The sequence below is a fragment of the Galenea microaerophila genome, assembly GCF_054657255.1.
The window spans coordinates 708986-723896 of sequence record NZ_BAAHWZ010000001.1 but is presented as its reverse complement, the minus strand read 5'-3'; the positions used below and the strand labels follow the sequence as shown (position 1 = coordinate 723896).

12 protein-coding genes are annotated in these 14911 nt (G+C 45.2%); 8 read left to right on the top strand and 4 right to left on the bottom strand.

Going from position 1 to position 14911, the window contains the following annotated elements:
* The first annotated feature begins 16 nt into the window (after positions 1-16).
* From ACYQ05_RS03520 to ACYQ05_RS03500, 5 genes are all read left to right on the top strand, one after another.
* Positions 17-511, top strand: coding sequence for a CinA family protein (locus ACYQ05_RS03520; RefSeq protein WP_459818379.1), 495 nt, complete (start codon positions 17-19; stop codon positions 509-511).
* 85 nt (positions 512-596) lie between these two features.
* The gene (gene recA, locus ACYQ05_RS03515) at positions 597-1616 is read left to right on the top strand and encodes a recombinase RecA (RefSeq protein WP_459818377.1); all 1020 of its coding nucleotides are present in this window, start codon (positions 597-599) and stop codon (positions 1614-1616) included.
* Positions 1617-2192, top strand: coding sequence for a regulatory protein RecX (locus ACYQ05_RS03510; protein ID WP_459818375.1), 576 nt, complete (start codon positions 1617-1619; stop codon positions 2190-2192). It abuts the gene before it with no gap.
* Between the two features lie 209 nt (positions 2193-2401).
* Entirely contained in the window at positions 2402-5002 is a 2601-nt protein-coding gene (alaS, locus tag ACYQ05_RS03505) for an alanine--tRNA ligase (RefSeq protein ID WP_459818373.1), read from the top strand.
* A gap of 11 nt (positions 5003-5013) precedes the next feature.
* Positions 5014-6243, top strand: a complete 1230-nt coding sequence (locus ACYQ05_RS03500; protein WP_459818371.1) for an aspartate kinase — start codon at positions 5014-5016, stop codon at positions 6241-6243.
* 49 nt (positions 6244-6292) lie between these two features.
* Here ACYQ05_RS03500 and ACYQ05_RS03495 read toward each other — a convergent pair whose 3' ends face one another.
* From ACYQ05_RS03495 to ACYQ05_RS03480, 4 genes are read right to left on the bottom strand one after another with little or no spacing between them, the layout of a single operon-like run.
* Entirely contained in the window at positions 6293-7549 is a 1257-nt protein-coding gene (locus ACYQ05_RS03495; protein ID WP_459818369.1) for a GGDEF domain-containing protein, read from the bottom strand.
* 34 nt (positions 7550-7583) lie between these two features.
* Positions 7584-7820, bottom strand: coding sequence for a hypothetical protein (locus ACYQ05_RS03490; protein WP_459818367.1), 237 nt, complete (start codon positions 7818-7820; stop codon positions 7584-7586).
* A gap of 11 nt (positions 7821-7831) precedes the next feature.
* Entirely contained in the window at positions 7832-8791 is a 960-nt protein-coding gene (gene ylqF, locus ACYQ05_RS03485) for a ribosome biogenesis GTPase YlqF (RefSeq protein WP_459818365.1), read from the bottom strand.
* Positions 8781-10511, bottom strand: a complete 1731-nt coding sequence (locus ACYQ05_RS03480; RefSeq protein WP_459818364.1) for a proline--tRNA ligase — start codon at positions 10509-10511, stop codon at positions 8781-8783. Before ACYQ05_RS03480 ends, ylqF begins: the two co-directional genes overlap by 11 nt.
* A gap of 227 nt (positions 10512-10738) precedes the next feature.
* On the opposite strand from ACYQ05_RS03480, the gene ACYQ05_RS03475 reads away from it, so the two are divergent.
* From ACYQ05_RS03475 to ACYQ05_RS03465, 3 genes are all read left to right on the top strand, one after another.
* On the top strand, positions 10739-12013 hold the full coding sequence (locus ACYQ05_RS03475) for an anti-phage deoxyguanosine triphosphatase (RefSeq protein WP_459819036.1): 1275 nt from the start codon (positions 10739-10741) through the stop codon (positions 12011-12013).
* 8 nt (positions 12014-12021) lie between these two features.
* Positions 12022-12921, top strand: coding sequence for an ROK family protein (locus ACYQ05_RS03470; protein ID WP_459818362.1), 900 nt, complete (start codon positions 12022-12024; stop codon positions 12919-12921).
* A gap of 78 nt (positions 12922-12999) precedes the next feature.
* Positions 13000-14892 carry a methyl-accepting chemotaxis protein gene (locus ACYQ05_RS03465; protein WP_459818360.1) on the top strand — a complete coding sequence of 631 codons (1893 nt, stop codon included), beginning with the start codon at positions 13000-13002 and terminating at the stop codon, positions 14890-14892.
* Positions 14893-14911 lie beyond the last annotated feature (19 nt).

Here is a 14911-nt window from a genome sequence, read left to right as displayed (position 1 = left end):
TGAAGGAAGGGGTGAAATGAATCAACTGATGAAGACATTGGTGCCATTAACAGCACAGTTAAAACGGGAAGGCTTAAAAATCGTTACCGCAGAATCTTGTACCGGGGGCATGATTGCCGAAGCCTTAACGCGGCTACCGGGGAGTACCGCCTGGTTTGATCGCGGTTTTGTGACCTATACCAATGAGGCTAAGCAGGAGATGTTGGGTGTGAAAGCCGAGGTCTTTTTGACTGATGGGGCAGTGAGCCAAGCCTGTGTTGAGCAGATGGCACAAGGTGCTTTAAAGCAAGCCCATGCACAAGTTGCTGTAGCGGTCAGTGGTATTGCTGGACCTACAGGGGGGACGGATGCAAAGCCAGTGGGCACCGTTTGGATGGCTTGGGCGCGGCAGAGCGCAAGTGGCGAGGTGGTTGTGAAAAGTGAACGCTTTTTATTTAAAGGGGATCGCACCGCGGTACGCCAGCAATCCACTTTAGCTGCCTTAATGGGGGTGAAAAAACTGTTGGTGTAAAAGCAGTGAAATAGCTCGATATTTATGGGATAATATTCCGTCATTTTTTGCCGCTCGATTGAAGAAGCCGATAAGGAAGGAAGTCATGGACGAAAATAAGAAAAAAGCGCTGGATGCTGCTTTGGGACAGATTGAAAAACAGTTTGGGAAAGGTTCCATTATGCGCATGGGAGATAAAAATGCCCAGCGTGATATTGATGCCGTTTCAACCGGTTCTTTAGGCTTAGACATCGCTTTAGGAATAGGCGGACTTCCTCGAGGGCGTATTGTAGAAATTTATGGTCCAGAGTCTTCTGGTAAAACCACCTTGACCTTGCATGCCATTGCGGAAATGCAAAAGTTGGGTGGCACAGCGGCCTTTGTGGACGCAGAGCATGCACTCGATCCGATTTATGCAGAAAAACTGGGGGTTGATATTGACAATCTACTGGTGTCACAACCGGATACGGGTGAACAAGCGCTTGAAATTGCCGATGCATTGGTACGTTCGGGGGCAGTCGATATTGTGGTCATTGACTCAGTCGCTGCCTTGACCCCAAAAGCAGAAATTGAAGGCGATATGGGTGATTCGCATATGGGCTTGCAAGCGCGTTTGATGTCGCAGGCTTTGCGTAAATTGACTGCGAATATTAAGCGCACCAATACATTGGTCATCTTTATTAACCAAATTCGTATGAAGATTGGGGTCATGTTTGGAAGCCCAGAAACCACCACCGGTGGGAATGCCTTGAAATTCTATGCTTCAGTTCGTTTGGATATCCGTCGAATTGGCGCCATTAAAAAGGGCGAAGAGATCCTTGGGAATGAGACCCGAGTGAAGGTGGTGAAAAACAAAGTGGCGCCGCCTTTTAAGCAAACCGAATTTGAAATCCTCTATGGTGAAGGCATTTCGCGTGAAGGTGAAATTATTGATTTAGGGGTAAAAGAGAAACTCATTGAGAAATCAGGCTCTTGGTATGCTTATCAAGGTCAAAAAATTGGCCAAGGTAAGGATAATGTGCGTAATTTCTTAAAAGAAAATCCCGAGATTAAAGAGACGATTGAACAACAACTGCGTGAAAAATTGCTGCCGCAAAAAGTTGAGCAGATTGAAGCTGAACAGTAGATGCTAGCGAGTGCAGAAACGGAAATTCCTCAGCTGATTCAGCAGATGCAGAGAAAGCTGTTGAGTTGGTTGGCGGTGCGAGAGCATGGGGACTTAGAGTTAAAACAGAAGTTTCAACACAGCTTTGCTGAAAAAATAGCCCATCTGACCCTGCAGGACTGGGAAAATTGGCAAAAAGCTTCGCCTGAAAACTCAAAGATGGCTGAATCGATTTTAGCCTCGGGGGCTTGGCAGGATTGGCAAAGCTGGTGGCCATGGTTTTTAGAACAGGCGCAAGCAGAGAATTGGCAGTCGGATGAACGTTATGTGGAAGCCTATGTGCATCAAGCGCTGCAAAAAGGACAAGGCCCCAATAAAATCCGACAAACCTTGCAGCAACGCACTTCACGATCAGACTTGATTGAAGCCTATTTGGCGTTGGAGGATGCGGATTGGATAGGCTTGGCACAACAGGTGCTCATTAAAAAATATGGCGATGCGCAAAAACCGAACCAGCGTAATGAGCAGGCCAAGCGCATGCGTTTTTTGCAGAGCCGGGGCTTTACCAGTGAACAGATTTGGAAAAGTTTTCAATAAGATATTATCAGAGACCTTTGCATGAGATGGTTTTACGGCTAAAAATGGCTAAAATTTCCCTTATCGTTGTTGGAAAACTTGGCAATAGTTGGCTATTGCCTGCGTTTCCCGCCTAGATATGGAAAATTTTTTCTCATTTTTAGCCGTAAAACCATCTCATGCAAAGGTCTCTTAACAAATTTATTTTTAAAAGTTGAAGGTTACCCTTTATGACCAGTGCAGAACTCAGAAAAGCGTTTATAGACTTTTTTGTTAAAAATGGCCATACCGCTGTTCACTCGAGCCCAGTGGTGCCTGCTAATGATCCGACTTTGCTGTTTACCAATGCAGGCATGGTGCAGTTTAAGGATGTGTTTCTTGGCAAAGAGAAACGCGATTATACGCGTGCGACCAGCGTGCAACGCTGTATTCGGGCGGGTGGTAAGCACAATGATTTGGAAAATGTTGGCTATACCGCACGTCACCACACCTTTTTTGAGATGTTGGGGAACTTCAGCTTTGGAGATTATTTTAAGCGTGAAGCCATTCAATATGCTTGGGAATTCTTGACGAAAGAGTTGGGATTGCCAGAAGAGAAACTCTGGGTGACCGTCTTTGAAGAGGATCAGGAAGCGGAAGCGATTTGGTTGCAAGAGGTGGGGGTGAGTCCCGAGCGCTTCTCGCGTTGTGGTGCCAAAGATAATTTCTGGTCAATGGGCGATGTCGGTCCTTGCGGCCCCTGTTCAGAGATTTTCTACGACCATGGTCCAGAAGTGGCCGGTGGCCCTCCAGGCTCGCCTGATGAAGACGGTGATCGCTATATTGAGATTTGGAATCTGGTGTTTATGCAGTTTAACCGGGATGCGGATGGTACCCTAACGCCACTTCCCAAACCTTCTGTCGATACGGGCATGGGATTGGAGCGTTTGGCTGCAGTGATGCAAGGTGTTCACAATAACTATGATATTGACCTTTTCCAAGCCATTGTGAAAAAAGCCTCTGAGTTGACCGGTGAAAAAGATTTAACCCATAGCTCTTTAAGAGTGATTGCCGACCATATTCGCTCTTGTGCCTTTATGATTGTAGACGGAGTGCTGCCTGCGAATGAAGGGCGTGGTTATGTGCTGCGTCGCATTATTCGCCGTGCCATTCGTCATGGGTATAAACTAGGGGTCAATCAACCTTTCTTCCACAAGCTGGTCCCGACTTTGGTGGATCAGATGGGAGACGCTTATCCTGAACTGCCTAAAGCGCAAGCGGAAGTAGAACGCGCTTTGAAGTTAGAAGAAGAACGTTTTGCCGAAACGCTTGAACACGGCATGAAGCTATTAGAAGAGGCGATTGCCAACCTAAAAGGGCACGTTATTGACGGTGAACTGGCCTTTAAACTCTATGATACCTATGGTTTCCCATTGGATTTAACCGCCGATGTCGCACGGGAACGTGGGTTGACAGTGGATGAAGCCGGTTTTGCTAAAGCGATGGAAGCGCAAAGAGAACGGGCGCGTGCGGCCAGCAATTTTGCCTCCACCACGCAGGGCGAAGTGGACTTTGAAGGGGAAACCGAATTTGTCGGTTATGCTGAAGATGAAGTCGATGCGCAAATCTTGGCCTTGTTTAAGGACGGCCAACAAGTTGAACGCTTACAGCAAGGGGAAAGCGGGATTGTCATTTTGGATAAAACCCCTTTCTATGCGGAGTCCGGTGGGCAAGTCGGGGATACTGGCAGCTTGACTGAAGGGATGAACAGCTTTCATGTTGCGGATACGCAAAAACAGAATCAGCTGTTTTTACATCATGGAGAAGTGACTGCGGGCACGCTGCAAACTGGGCAAAAAATCCATGCGCAAATTGATGTGGCGAAACGGCGCAATTCAGAACGCAACCACTCGGCGACACACCTTTTGCACGCGGCCTTACGCACCTTGCTGGGTGATCATGTTCAGCAGAAGGGGTCCTTGGTTACGCCTGAGCGTTTACGTTTCGATTTCCAGCATTTTGAACCGATTGCAGAAGAAAAGTTAAGGGAAATTGAGCAGTTGGTGAATAAAAATATCCTATTGAATTCACCGGTTGGCACCCAAGAGATGGAGATTGAAGCCGCCAAAGAGATGGGGGCGATGGCTCTGTTTGGTGAAAAATATGGCGATGTTGTACGTGTAGTCGATATGGGGGAATTTTCCGTTGAGCTGTGTGGGGGCACCCATGTGAACGCCACGGGGGATATTGGCCCCTTTAAAATTTTGCATGAAACCGGTATCGCTTCAGGGGTACGCCGTATTGAAGCGGTGACAGGAGAGCACGCTTGGCAAGCCATTTACCAAACGGAAGATGATTTGCATGCGATTGCAGAGCAGGTCAAATCAGACCGTCAGCAAGTGGTGAGAAAAGTTTCTCAAATGCTTGAACAGCAAAAAACAATTGAAAAACAACTGAAGTCCTTACAAGCCAAATTAGCGTCTTCTCAAGGGGATGAACTGGTCAATCAAGCGGTAAAAGTGGGTGACGTGAATGTCCTAGCAGCGAAATTAGAAGGGGCAGATATGAATGTCCTGCGCGATACGCTGGATAAATTGCGCTCAAAACTGAAACCTGCCGTGATTGTCTTGGGGACCGCAGGGGACGATAAAGTCAACCTGGTGGCAGGCGTAAGTAAAGCGATCACCGACACCTTTAAAGCGGGTGAAGTGGTGAATCACGTTGCCCAACAGGTGGGTGGAAAAGGCGGCGGTCGTCCAGATATGGCACAAGCCGGTGGTAAAGACCCCAGTCAGTTGGATGCCGCCCTCGCCTCAGTGGTCGATTGGGTTAAAAATCAGAATAAAAGTTAGGGAGTGCTGAAATGGCATTAATTGTTCAAAAATACGGCGGCACTTCCGTAGGGAATGTGGAGCGTATTCAAAATGTGGCGAATAAGGTCGCCAAAGCGGTAGAAGCGGGGGATCAAGTCGTGGTCACCGTTTCCGCGATGAGTGGTGAAACCAACCGTTTAATTGCTTTAGCGGAAGAGATGCAGGAGCAGCCCAATAAGCGTGAAATGGATACCTTGCTGTCCACTGGCGAGCAGGTGACAATTGCGTTGTTAAGCATGGCGTTGCAGCAAAAAGGGCTGGAGGCCATCTCTTATACCGGCTGGCAGGTCCCCATTCAAACCAATGATGTGCACAGCAAAGCACGCATTACGCATATAAATGGCGAAAAAATTCAACAGCAGTTAGATCAAGGCAAAGTGGTGGTGGTCGCTGGCTTCCAAGGCGTAACTGAATCGGGAGATATTACTACTTTGGGTCGCGGTGGTTCTGACACCACAGCGGTCGCTTTGGCCGCAGCTTTGAATGCGGATGAGTGTCAAATCTATACGGATGTGGATGGTGTCTATACCACAGATCCACGGGTGGAACCCAAAGCGAAAAGATTGGATGTGATCACCTATGATGAGATGTTAGAGCTCGCCAGCTTAGGTGCAAAAGTCTTACAGATTCGCTCTGTGGAATTTGCCAGTAAATACAAAGTGCCATTAAGAGTGTTGTCCTCGCTTCAAGAAGGGGGCGGCACCTTAATTACCGCAGAAGAGCATTTAGTAAAGGAATCCAAAATGGAAAAACCACTGATTTCCGGCATTGCTTTCAGCCGTGATGAAGCAAAATTAATGATTTTAGGGGTGCCCGATAAGCCAGGCGTGGCCTTTCAGATTTTAGCGCCAATTTCAGACGCAAATATTGATGTTGATTTGATTATTCAGAATCAAGGCGTAGATGGTACGACAGATTTTACTTTCACAGTGCATCGTAATGATTGTCAACAGGCCTTAAAGATCTTGGAGCAGACAGCTGTCAAATTAGGCGCTCGAGAAGTATTAGCAGATGATACCATTGCCAAGCTCTCCATGGTAGGCGTCGGCATGAAATCCCATTCAGGCATTGCCAGTACCATGTTTAAAACCTTGGCGGATCGCGGCATCAATATTCAAATGATTGGCACCACTGAGATTAAAATCTCTGTGGTCATTGAGGAAGAACGGTTAGAAGAAGCGGTGCAAGCCCTCCATGAAGCCTTTGAATTAGATATTTAGTAAAACTGAGGCCTTTTTATAAAAAGTCTCCTTTTTCTCAGTGCATGTACTAAGTGCACACGACACGGTTGCGGCCGCTTTCTTTTGCTTGATAGAGGTTTTTATCCGCTTTTTCGATCAGCTTTTCAAGGGGTTTCTGCATTTCATCCGGTTCCACCCAATGGCAGCCAATACTTAAGGTGATGGGGATCACGGTCCCTTTCCACTCTATTTTTAATTGCTCTGCCTTTTGGCGAATGCGTTCTGCAATTTTTGCTAAGGTTTCTTCTGTTAACTGGGTGACAAATAGAATAAACTCTTCCCCACCATAGCGAAAGGCTCGATCATGGTCTCGGCACTGCTGAGTAATCAACTTTCCTAAAGTTTTTAAAACCTCATCTCCCGCTTGGTGTCCATAGGTATCATTGATTTTTTTAAAAAAGTCTAGGTCTATAATCAAGATACCAAACCCTTCGCCACGCAGATGAGCTTCACTCTTGATTAATTCATACTGATCATTTAAAGAGTGGCGCAGTAGCAGACCTGTTAAGGGATCATGTTGTAGTTTTTCAATGATTTCTTGACTGACGGCATAAGACATTTTAATGCTCAACATCATAGAAGTCGCGCTGAGTTTTGAGAGGATAAATTCGAGAAATGTGTATTTTTGTTTACGGTAGAAATAGAGAAAGCAGTCTGCCAAAATATGCTGCTCACGGTGGGCAATTTCTATTTCTTTGCGTTCTGCTTCATCGATCTTGAGTGTTTGAATAATTGGGGTTAATGGGCAATTATTCACAGTGTCCGCTGAAAAGTCAGGGTCTTTATAGTGTGTCAGTAATTCAGTCAGCCACTTAAGTGGCCTTAAAGTATGGTATTGGTGTTTTTTCTGTACCGTTTTTTCGATATTATTAACTGAAATTTCTATTTCTTTGAATGTTTTTTTGATTTGGAAGTTGAAGTAACCTTTGGCAAGCCACTTTGCCATTAAGGCGATTCGTCGATAGAAATTTTGATGATATTCAGCAGGTAATCGCTTTAATAGGTGGTTTCGTATCAAGGTTAAGCTCTCGAACATCTTCTCAAAGGGTAAGTGAATTTCTGCATGCATCTGCCCCAGATTTTCATAATTTTGTCTGAAAGCTTGTTCATCCATGCTTAGGCTGTCATAGAAGTTTTGGGCTTGTCGTACAATCAGCTGATCCATTTGCGCATCAGATTCAAAAAATTGCTTTAAATGTGCAGAACGGCGCATATGGGCGTAAAAATCACGAAAAGCGTTCTCAATTTGGGGATAGGTAATGGGGAGTTCGATAGAAGGAGACATGATAGAGTAGATGCAAAATTTTTATGGTTAAATTCTATCCCTTTTTTTCTAGATAAGCAATGAGATTGGAACAGTCTGTAGGTAAAAGGATAATTCTGCGCGTAGGGGCATGCAAGACTTCAATTTCAAGTTCATGGCCTAAAGGCGTGGGTTGTAATTGCCCCTGTTCATCCCAAAAGAGTAATTCAGCTTCAACCAGTTCTTTTAGCAGTTTCTCTTCAGGCACTTTGACCAATTTGGCAATTTGAGAAAGTGGTTGGCGTTTGGTCACGGTATTTTGCCTCAGCGTTTTTTGCGTTGACGGCGTTTAGCGTGTTTTTGGGCCTCACGTTCAGCGGCTTTTTGCGCTTTGATCTGGCGCGCCTTTTCCACTTCGATCAGTTCAGCTTGCATCATCTTAGGGGTTTCAAGGGTCATGGGGCCTAATTGTCCACTGCGGAGTTCATTGAGCAGGATGCGAGAGATTTTGTCCAAATCAACCTGCCCCCCTTTACCTAAGCAGCCGCGCTGTTGCCCCATCAGTTCCAATAAGGCTAGAGGGGGATCATATGTATCCGTATCTGGCAGCGTCTCTAAGTTAAATCGATCTTGTAAACGTTCAGGATAGGCGTGCAATAGATATTCTGCAGTGAAATAACCGATATCCGCCAATTCAAAAGCGGTCTCTTTGATGCCACCAGTTGCCGCCAGTCGATAACCACTTTGTGGGTTTTCAATATTGGGCCACAGCATGCCTGGGGTATCAATCAGTAAAATGCCTTCTTCAAGTTTTATCCGCTGCTGCATTTTAGTGACAGCAGGTTCATTGCCCGTTTTGGCAATGGTACGGCCGGCAATGGCATTAATTAGGGTGGATTTGCCAACATTGGGAATGCCCAAAATCATCGCATGTATGATTTTGGTGGCCTCCCCTTTATGGGGAACCATCTGCCGGATTTTCTGCAACACTTGTTGGCGTCGGTCAGGGGTTTGTTGATTGAGAACCAAGGTTTGAATGTGTGGCGCCGGTTGAAAAAAGTGTTGCCACTGCTGGGTTCGCTCAGGGTCAGCCAAATCAGATTTATTGAAAATCTTGAGTGTCGGTTTATCTCCGCGAAGTTCCGCAATCATTGGGTTCTCGCTGGAGTAAGGAATGCGCGCATCCAAGACCTCAATAATTAGATCTATTTGAGGCAGTAGGGCACGCACCTCTTTTTGTGCTTTGTGCATGTGCCCTGGAAACCATTGGATTTTATGACTCATATGACGGCTGGGTCTTCAATTTTTGCATTAAAAAATCCATAAATTCAGATTCTGGAATATCTTGTGGCTTTTCATCGCGACGGTATTTATACTCAATCATCCCTTTATCCAAGCCACGTTCTCCAATGACAATGCGGTGTGGGATTCCGATCAATTCCATATCATTAAACATCACGCCTGGTCGCTCTTTGCGGTCATCCAGTAAAACTTCAATGCCGGCTGCTTGAAGCTGTTGATAAATTTCAAGGGTTTTCGCTTCGACACGTGGTGATTTGTGCATCTGCATCGGAACAATGCAGACTTGGAAAGGGGCAATGCTATCTGGCCAGATAATCCCTTTGTCATCATAATTTTGTTCAATGGCCGCAGCGACCACGCGGGTAATTCCAATGCCGTAACAGCCCATTTCTAAAATTTGTGCTCGACTGTTTTCATCCAATACGGTCGCATTAAGGGCTTTAGAGTATTTATTGCCCAGTTGGAAGATATGGCCGACTTCAATGCCACGACGAATTTTGAGCACGCCTTGACCATCTGGGCTGGGGTCGCCTTCAACGACATTACGTAAATCAAAAATTTCGGTAATTTGTGCATCGCGTTCCCAGTTGGCGCCTGTGTAATGGTAGCCGGTTTCATTGGCACCACAGATAAAGTCCGCCATGACGGCGGCAGAGCGATCCACAATCACGGGAACCTCAAAGCCAACGGGCCCAATGGAGCCAGCATCACAGCCTGCTGTTGCTTGAATTTGGGTGTCAGTGGCAAAAGTCAGTGGGCTGGCAATTAAAGGGTGTTTTTCAGCTTTTAACTCATTCAGTTCATGGTCACCGCGTAAAACTAGGGCCACCACGGGAGCTTCTTCAGTCGTGCCTTGTACCAATAAGGTTTTAGCAACTTGATCGGCGGTGGTGTTAAAGAAGGCGCACACCTCTTCTATGGTATGCACATTCGGCGTTTCCACTTTGGTAAGCGGTGCAGAAGGGGCGGGTCGCTCTATCGCTGGTGCAACCGCTTCAGCCAATTCCACATTGGCGGCATAGTCACTCTCTGTGGAGAAGGCAATCGCATCTTCTCCAGATTCGGCCAATACATGAAATTCATGAGAGGCTTCCCCCCCAATGGAACCGGTGTCAGCCAATACTGGACGGAAATCCAGTCCCAAGCGGCTAAAGATGCGGTTATAGGTGTCAAACATCACTTGATAGGTCTCTTGTAAAGAGGCTTTATCTAAATGAAAAGAGTAGGCGTCTTTCATAATAAATTCACGCGAACGCATGACGCCAAAACGTGGACGAATCTCATCTCGGAATTTGGTTTGAATTTGATAAAAATTGACCGGTAACTGTTTATAACTGCGAATTTCCTTACGCACTAAATCCGTGATGATCTCTTCATGCGTTGGGCCTAATACAAATGTTCTTTGATGGCGGTCTTTGAAACGCAATAGCTCAGGTCCATAGTCTTCTGCTCGCCCAGATTCTTCCCAGAGTTCAATGGGCTGTACCACAGGCATTAAAACTTCTTGAGCAGATTTATCCATCTCTTCACGCACAATCTTTTCCACTTTACGCAATACGCGCAGGCCTAAGGGGAGCCAATTATAGAGACCAGAGGCGAGGCGGCGAATCATGCCCGTGCGCAGCATCAGTTGGTGACTGATAATTTCTGCATCAGCTGGGGTTTCTCGGGTGGTAGAGAGGAGGAATTGCGTCGTTTTCATTGTGTTTTATGACCTTTTCACTAAAATGAAGTACAAATGATGAAGTACAAACGTTTTTTGATTAAGGGCGAGCGGCGTCACCACAGCTGTGTGTCGCCATCTGCTTGTCCATTAAATAATCTATATATTTTAACAATTTTAAGGGGAAGGCAGTGGAAAATCAGGAACGCATTTGGACGCAACGCTATTCAGAGTTTTTAAAGGGCGTACCTGCTCGGCCTGCGCGTATTGTCTATCAACGCGATCGCGCCCGTGTGATTCATTCTGCCTCATTCCGCCGTCTGCAATCCAAAACTCAGATTTTTGGTCTGCTCGAGAGTGACTTTTATCGAACCCGTTTGACCCATTCGATGGAGGTGGCTCAGATTGGTTCCGGGCTGGTCGAACAGCTGATTACAGTGGGAGAGGGTCAAGAATATCTCGATTGGCTGCCTTCCTTTTACTTAATAGAAGCCATTTGCCTTGCGCACGATTTGGGTCATCCGCCTTTTGGTCATGGCGGTGAAGTGGCCTTGAACTATATGATGCGTCATTTTGGCGGTTTTGAAGGCAATGCGCAAACCTTACGCATTTTAGCCAAATTGGGCGAATACACGCCGGAAAATGGGATTGATCTGTCGCGCCGTACAACACTTGGGGTGATGAAATATCCAGCGCTTTATCAAAATATTATTGCTAAAAACCCCAGGTATTTACAGCAACTGTCTGAACCTGAAGTGCAGGATTTTCGTACGCTCGACATGAGCCGATGGATTCCGCCTAAGGGGCTTTATACAGAAGAAAAAGCGGTTATTGATTGGGTGCTATCACCTTTTAGTAAAAAAGATAAGCAGCGCTTTACTGAGTTAAGTTGTGGTCAAGACGGTGTGTTCTGTGTGACTCAGCATAAAGCATTGGATACCACCATTATGGAGTTGGCAGATGACATTGCCTATGGCATTCATGATTTAGAAGATGCGGTGGCGATGAAAATGGTCGATAAGGCGTTGTGGCAAGAGAAGGTGATGAACAGCGAAGTGTTTAAAACCTATCCGTTGTGGGATGAACAGATGACCGAACGGCTGTTTAGCCAATCATCTAAAGGACGTAAACATGCCATTAGTAAAATGGTGGGCATTATGGTAGAAGCCGTGCAAGTGGTAGAGAATGAAGCGTTTGAACATCCATTATTGCGTTATCAAGCGCAACTGCCAGAAGCTGAGCAAGCGGTATTGAATTTGCTGAAACAGTTTGTGTTTGATGAGGTGATTACAATTCCGGAAGTGAAAGGGATGGAATACAAGGGACAGTTAATAGTGATGGAGCTGTTTAAATCCTTAAGAGCCAATCCCAAAGCGTTATTGCCACGCAATACTTATCGCCGTTATTTGCATGCAGAGAGTGAACAGGCGCAACAACGTGTGATTTGCGATTATATTGCGGGGATGACGAATGTGTATGCCTCAAAACTGTATGCTAAGTTTTTTACGCCACAACAAGGCTCGGTTTTTGATCGACTATAGGAGATAAGATGCGGTTTGGAATTGATTTAGGGGGCACCAAAATAGAAATTATAGTCTTGGCAGAGGGCAAAGCACAGCCACTGTTTCAAAAACGGGTGGCAACGCCTAAAGGGGATTATGCGGCAACTGTTGCCGCCATTGCCCACCTCATTGAGCAGGCTGCGACAGCAACGGAGGCGCCGCAAAGTGTTGGGATTGGTATCCCAGGTGCGGTGTCTAAAAAAACCGGGCGCATTAAAAATGCCAATTCCACTTGGTTGATTGGCGAAGACTTGCAAGCGGATGTGAGTCAAGCGATTACCCACCTCTATCAAGGAGAGGTTAAGCTGGCAAATGATGCGAACTGTTTTGCGCTATCTGAAGCCACTGATGGTGCGGCAGCGGGCGCAGAATCTGTATTTGGAGTGATTATTGGCACTGGTTGTGGCGGTGGTTTGGTGGTCAATGGACAGATTATCAATGGGGTCAATAGCATAGCCGGCGAATGGGGACATAATCCACTACCTTGGATGAGTGAAACCGACAAGCCTTTGCCCTGCTATTGTGGCAAAAAAGGGTGTAATGAGACCTTTTTATCAGGCAGTGGACTGGAACGACATTTTGCTCAACAAACCGGTCGTCACTTATCCGCTAAGTCCATTGCCGAGCTGGCTGAGCAAGGGGATAAAGAGGCAGAAATGGTGTTAAATCAATATTGTGTTTGGTTAGCCAAAGGGCTAGCGAGTGTGATTAATATTTTTGATCCAGAGGTCATTGTCTTAGGCGGCGGCTTGGGGAATATTGATCGGCTTTATCAAACGGTTCCCACCCTATGGCAGCAGTGGATTTTTTCGGATGCCGTGGAGACGCAACTGGTGAAACCTAAATATGGAGATGCCAGCGGTGTGAGAGGGGCGGCTTGGTTATGATTGTAAAAAAGGATATTTGGCATCAGAGTTGCTTAATATTTTTAATAGGTATTCATTTTTAGAGGTATAGGAGCAACAATGTTCACATTTTTTCGAAATCTCACCATTTTGCAACGGCTAGTGACGATTTTTGTTATAGGTACTTTTTTAGGCGTTGTCTTTATTGCTGGATTTTTTTATGTGAACAACATTAAAAATTTGAAGCATGAGTTGTTAGAGGAGACACAACAAACAACTATAAAAAGTGTGGACACAGTGTTAGCCCAAAATCAGAAAGCAGGTAAAGGTCTATTGGCTGCCTTAGAAAACTCTAAAGCGTTGCAATTCTTGACGAGTGCTAATCCTGATAAGGATCCGAGTTTGGCGTTAAAAAAAATGAAGCTAGCGGTGCAACAGGTTGCTCAAATACAACATGTACAATTTGCGATTTATGATGAACATACGAACTTACTCGCGGCTTCTTGGTCCGGTCCTCGCACGATTTATCATCAAGCATTACTGAATCAAGCGCTAACCTCTGAAAACGTGGTGACACAAATTAGCCCATTTGACCATGCGCAACTATTTATAAAACAGCATCAAGAAAATGGACAAACTTATATTTTAGAAGTTTTTGTAGGGCTAAGTGAGCTGGTAGATAATTTAAAAAAATTAGAGATAGATGGTATTTTAATGGTTAAAGAAAATGGGATGTGGAAGCCTTTAGCGTTAGCTTCGCATAATCAAACAGCCGAGCATTTGGCCTATACATATTTTAAAGACGAAGATAATCATAATGTTCACTTAATTGGTGATAAGCTTGCGATGAACTATCCTATTGCAGGCGTCCAAAATTTAAAGCTGGTATTGGTTCAAAGTGCTCAAAGCTACCTTAAAGCGGTTGCTCAGAGAACAAAAGAAGTTGTGATTGATGTGATTGTAGTAGTCATAATAGATATTTTGGTGAATCTCATTGTCTTGTTAACTATTTACCGAGATGCCGTTAAACCTGTTCGTCAAGCCTCTGAAGCAGTGATGCAAATAGAACAGGGGAATTTACGGAATTCTATCTCTACCCAGGATATTCATAGTTCAGATATGCGTGATTTTATGCAGTCTTTAGAGAGTATGCGCCAAACTTGGCAAAACATTGTCCAAGCGGTGCGGGATAACGCTGAAGTTTTATCAAAACGGTCCTCTGATACCTATAGTAATGTGATTGAAATGTGTAATTTGCTCAAAGATGAAGAGCAAGATGTGTCACGAGTCAATCAAACGATGACGCATTTGCAAGAGCTTTCTAATCAAGTTGTTCAAGCTTCGAAAAAAGGGGAAGAGATTGGGGACAATGCTTCATCCACTATTCAAACCACTGTCGAAGAGATTGGCGAAACTGCGAATAAGGTACAAAACTTATCTAAAGAAATCGAAGTCTCTGCGAAAGAGGTGGTAGAGTTGGTGGATGAACTGAATACCATTGATGCCGTTTTAGAGAATATTAAAGATATTTCTGAACAAACCAATCTTTTGGCGCTCAATGCCGCCATTGAAGCCGCACGTGCAGGAGAACATGGCCGTGGATTTGCAGTGGTAGCGGATGAGGTACGTGCATTGGCTTCGAAAACCGATAGCACCGTGGATGAGGTTTATCAGATTATTGGCAAAGTAAAAGAGAAAACCGTTTCTTCCGGGAAAGAGATGGAGAGTGTTTCAGAAGAGGCCGTGGCGATGTCTAAAGAAACAACAGCTTTACAAGCAAAGTTGAGTGAGATTATTGACCATATGCATGAAGTCGTTAAAGAGATTGGTGTGATTAAAGAGCGAGCACAAACGCAAGATCATGCTTCTGATGAAGTTCAAAAGCGTATTGCAGAGATTGCTGAAAAAACAGAGAATGTGACAAGGAGAGCCAGTGTGACCCTTGAATGTTTTGAAGAGGTGAAAAAAGATGCGCAGGCTCTAGTGAGTCAAGTGATTAAATATAAAGTTTAAGAAACGAGCCTTTCAGAAT